The following is a 3,625-nucleotide window of genomic DNA, read 5'->3' on the forward strand; positions in this document are numbered from 1 at the left end:
AGCCACTCAAGCCGCGGAACAAGACCGGGTGCACGATAGGTTTGAACAACCTCTATCCCACCGCGCATAACGCCTGAATTAAGCCGAGCCGCGAAGCGGCTTCGGCTTGAATGAATTGTTAGGCCGCGCCCGTGTTGGCCGAAGCCTGAGTTGCGTTGTCCCGGTGAGCCATGTCCTTGCCGATGCCATAGCCCACCTGGAACAGCAGTAGGACTGCAGCAAGCGCCATGACGCTGTAGCCGGCAACTCTGCTGCCAGGACGAGAGGCGACGGCCATGCCAAGGACTCCAACTGCGACAGCAGTGAGCAGTGGATTGAAGAGGATGCCAATGGCGAGGAGTGCGAACCCTAGGGCCGAAAGAGTGCCGGAACGGGCAGAAGATGACCGGACTGCATCAGACATGAGTGGACGTCCTTGATGAGATTGCGAGTTTGATAGTACGCGGCCTAACGCCTGAATTAAGCCGAGCCGCGAAGCGGCTTCGGCTTGAATGAATTGTTAGGCCGCGGCACTGAGCTGCTCCAGCGTGACGTGCTTGCTCTGTCCGCTGGCCGAAACAATCAGCTCTACCAACACCGCAGCCCCGTTATCAGTTGGAGCGAGAGCCTCAACGACAGCGAGTAGGCCGGAATCACTGGGCTCAAAATACCTCACTTTGGCCGGAGCTTTGCCGGTTACGCGCACCAGCTTGGACGCTTGTAGCTCGGCTAGGCATAGCGCCAAGTCATGTTGCACGGCAGCGGCAGGCTCTCTGCCAAGAGCAAGAGCGTAGCCAAAGCGGTTGATCAGACCCGATGTGTCTCCGGTGCACAGAAGCTGGACTGCCTCGGCTCCTAAAGCAGTCAACGAAGCCTCGTCCATTTGATCGGCGGGAATCTGCATGAGCGGCCTAACGCCTGAGTTAAGCCGAGCCGCGAAGCGGCTTCGGCTTGAATGAATTGTTAGGCGCCAACCCGTAGGCTGCGAGCGCCGAACTGAAATTGCAGGGAGAGCCTAGCGGCGCTTGAACGGCCTGCCAAGAAGGGACGCCAAGAGTACGCCGAGACCCACTGCCCCGATAAGCAACGCAAGAACGATGGCTCCGGTCGCAGTAAGGCTTGGATATGAAAGAGCAGGGCAGTCATAGCCGCAGTCCGTCCACACGTAGAGGCCCCGGAAGCCGAGAGCCAGGCCGAGCAGAATCAGTCCGACTGAGATGTATCTGGCCATTGGTGCCTAACGCCTGAATTAAGCCGAGCCGCGAAGCGGCTTCGGCTTGAATGAATTGTTAGGCCGCAAGCTGCGCTGAGTACCGATACCAGCATACGGCCATAGCGACTAAAGATACCGCGAGCGGGAACGAAGACTTGCGGAGAGCAACAACATGTTGCAGGTCGTTAGCAATACCAAGCTGCCAGCACAGGAGCCCCCAGGCGCCGGCCGCAAAAGCCGAGATTGCCGGGAAGAGATGGCCGACGGCGTGCGGATGAAACAACTCATAGGTAGAGCACACGAAAAGGCTGGCGAGGCTATAGGTAGCCGCCGCGATGAGGTTTGCCTTGTAGAGCTTGACGTGTGACTTGCTACCCATGCGGCCTAACGCCTGAATTAAGCCGCGCCGCGAAGCGGCGTCGGCTTGAATGAATTGTTAGGCATACGACCGGCATGCCTACAGGATCGAGTTTTTGAGAGTGGTGTTTGATGGATCCTCCATCCGGAGGCCGTTAGGCCATTGAGATGAAAGAGCCGCACTCAAGTCTCCGACAAACTGCTCCGGGTGCCAAGATTCTCTGTAAGAGAACACGGTTACACGCACCATGTTCTCTCCGGCGGCGCGGCTATCCACGAACGCAAATGCACCTTTGCTTGAGCAGAGATACACCGAAAAGAACTGGTTGTTGTAGTTGGCACCGTCATCAAATGCCTTGAGTTGATGCTTCTCGGCAAGCTGGAAAAGTAAACTGCGTAGAACAGGTTGCGAAGGATGATCAACGGCGAGCGTGGCCGAGTAGATGGGATTGGCGCCGGAAAGATACTGGCTGTAGTTGCCGCCGTAGCATGCCTCGTTGAAGCCAGGTGGCATGGTTGACTCGCCCGAGCATCCGAGGAGTGCCGTTGCCAAAGTTGTGGTAGCGAGGATGCGCATCTCGTATGCCTAACGCCTGAATTAAGCCGACCCGCGAAGCGGGTTCGGCTTGAATGAATTGTTAGATGCCGCACGCATACGCCTGCGAACATGCTTGGCTATGGCTCCCGCCGAGCCGTCGCGAAGCCCTGAGCCCGGAACAGACGTTGGCGGGACTGGCCAATTATGGCGAAGCATGGCGCGGTAAAGAGTGCGGCGGAATAAGGGCTGCTGCCTGACAAATGTGGTCATGTCGTGCGGTTCAAGGTTTACGAACCAGGTACCGCCGAAATTGATGCAGGATACCGATCGTATTTGGGGCCATTCCATCTCCCCGCCGGATAGGAATGAAACGCTCCATTTGATGGAATGTTCCGTGATCTCTACGGCCGGCCCAAACCTGAGCAGCGCCGACAGCGCGACGAGAAGCAGGGCTAGCGTTGGAGCAACTACCGTGACAAAGATGAGAATGTCTTTGAATGTCGAGCTGCGGGGACCATCATGGAGAATTAAAAGGGTGCCGACGGCGAGAAATAGGAGCAAGCCAGAGGCGCCCACCAGTAGCCGTCTTTTATCTATGTGATAGCGAGCAACTGTCATAGGCATCTAACGCCTGAATTAAGCCGAGCCGCGAAGCGGCTTCGGCTTGAATGAATTGTTAGATGCGAGGCGATGAAATGCTACTAACTGCAGAAGGCTTGGAAGGTTGGCGTTTGAACAGGATCAACGCCGGCCCGCCATTCCACGTTGAGACGATCAAGTATGGGGCGCAGTACACGCACATGCGCGAATCTCCGCCACAAGTGTGTGATGCGCGCGGGGTTGTCGCCCTGTCAGGCCCAGGTGGTGCTGTGTTTTGCGCCACGCGCGAGCAGGCTGATCAACTCTGCGAACTTGCGAACGCCGGAATGCTTGAACGCATCTAACGCTTGAGTTAAGCCGACCCGCTGCGGGAAGAACCGGAAAGCGAGGCGGCAACAGTTTGCGAGGAGTTCAAGACGAAGCCGCGAAGCGGGTTCGGCTTGAACGAATTGTTAGGCCGCGGCCAAGACATTGGGCACTATCTGCCGATAAGGGTAACAAGGCGCTGACCAAACACGCCATGCCGTTCCTCAACGCGAACCGAAGCGGAGACTGGCGGGAGGGAAGACCGGGATGTGCTAAGCGACACAAGTGAGCCATCAGATAGGCGCACCCAAATGAAGCCTTTGCTCCCGCCTTGGCGCTTGCTGCCAAGTGCCACGTCGGATTGAACGACCGTGCCGGTAAGAATCCGAGGGGCGGACCAGGGCGCAGGAACTCCAAGTAACGCGAAGATGCCGACGGCAACTAGCGCGATCGCGAATAAAAACGCTCTTGTTCTTGGCTTGAAAGACATGAGTGCTCGTGCGCGGCCTAACGCCTGAATTAAGCCGAGCCGCGAAGCGGCTTCGGCTTGAATGAATTGTTAGGCTGCGCCGCGACCAAGCAGGGCAGCCCAGATTGAAGGTGCAACGGCCAGCAAGATTACGACCAGGAAC

General features: G+C 57.4%; 4 protein-coding genes. All 4 read right to left on the reverse strand.

Features of this window, described 5'->3' with window-relative positions; translation table 11 throughout:
* Window positions 1–118: 118 nt before the first annotated feature.
* The 4 genes from ACFPN1_RS16105 to ACFPN1_RS16120 all read right to left on the reverse strand — a co-directional run bounded on the left by ACFPN1_RS16105 (window position 119) and on the right by ACFPN1_RS16120 (window position 2,126).
* Complete coding sequence (locus tag ACFPN1_RS16105; RefSeq protein ID WP_386756235.1) at window positions 119–403, reverse strand: hypothetical protein; 285 nt, start codon at window positions 401–403, stop codon at window positions 119–121.
* Between the two features lie 96 nt (window positions 404–499).
* On the reverse strand, window positions 500–883 hold the full coding sequence (locus ACFPN1_RS16110; RefSeq protein ID WP_386756237.1) for a hypothetical protein: 384 nt from the start codon (window positions 881–883) through the stop codon (window positions 500–502).
* Window positions 884–1,268: 385 nt separating this feature from the next.
* Window positions 1,269–1,571 (reverse strand): hypothetical protein, encoded by a 303-nt coding sequence (locus ACFPN1_RS16115; protein ID WP_386756238.1) that lies wholly within the window; start codon window positions 1,569–1,571, stop codon window positions 1,269–1,271.
* A gap of 78 nt (window positions 1,572–1,649) precedes the next feature.
* Window positions 1,650–2,126 (reverse strand): hypothetical protein, encoded by a 477-nt coding sequence (locus ACFPN1_RS16120; RefSeq protein WP_386756239.1) that lies wholly within the window; start codon window positions 2,124–2,126, stop codon window positions 1,650–1,652.
* Between the last annotated feature and the right edge of the window lie 1,499 nt (window positions 2,127–3,625).

The sequence above is a fragment of the Lysobacter yangpyeongensis genome, from assembly GCF_042655745.1.
Taxonomy (GTDB): domain Bacteria; phylum Pseudomonadota; class Gammaproteobacteria; order Xanthomonadales; family Xanthomonadaceae; genus Agrilutibacter; species Agrilutibacter yangpyeongensis.

Excerpts from the sequence above, each read along its gene's own strand:
- ACFPN1_RS16105 (WP_386756235.1), bottom strand. The coding sequence starts at position 403 with ATGTCTGATGCAGTCCGGTCATCTTCTGCCCGTTCCGGCACTCTTTCG.
- ACFPN1_RS16110 (WP_386756237.1), bottom strand. The coding sequence starts at position 883 with ATGCAGATTCCCGCCGATCAAATGGACGAGGCTTCGTTGACTGCTTTA.
- ACFPN1_RS16115 (WP_386756238.1), bottom strand. The coding sequence starts at position 1,571 with ATGGGTAGCAAGTCACACGTCAAGCTCTACAAGGCAAACCTCATCGCG.
- ACFPN1_RS16120 (WP_386756239.1), bottom strand. The coding sequence starts at position 2,126 with ATGCGCATCCTCGCTACCACAACTTTGGCAACGGCACTCCTCGGATGC.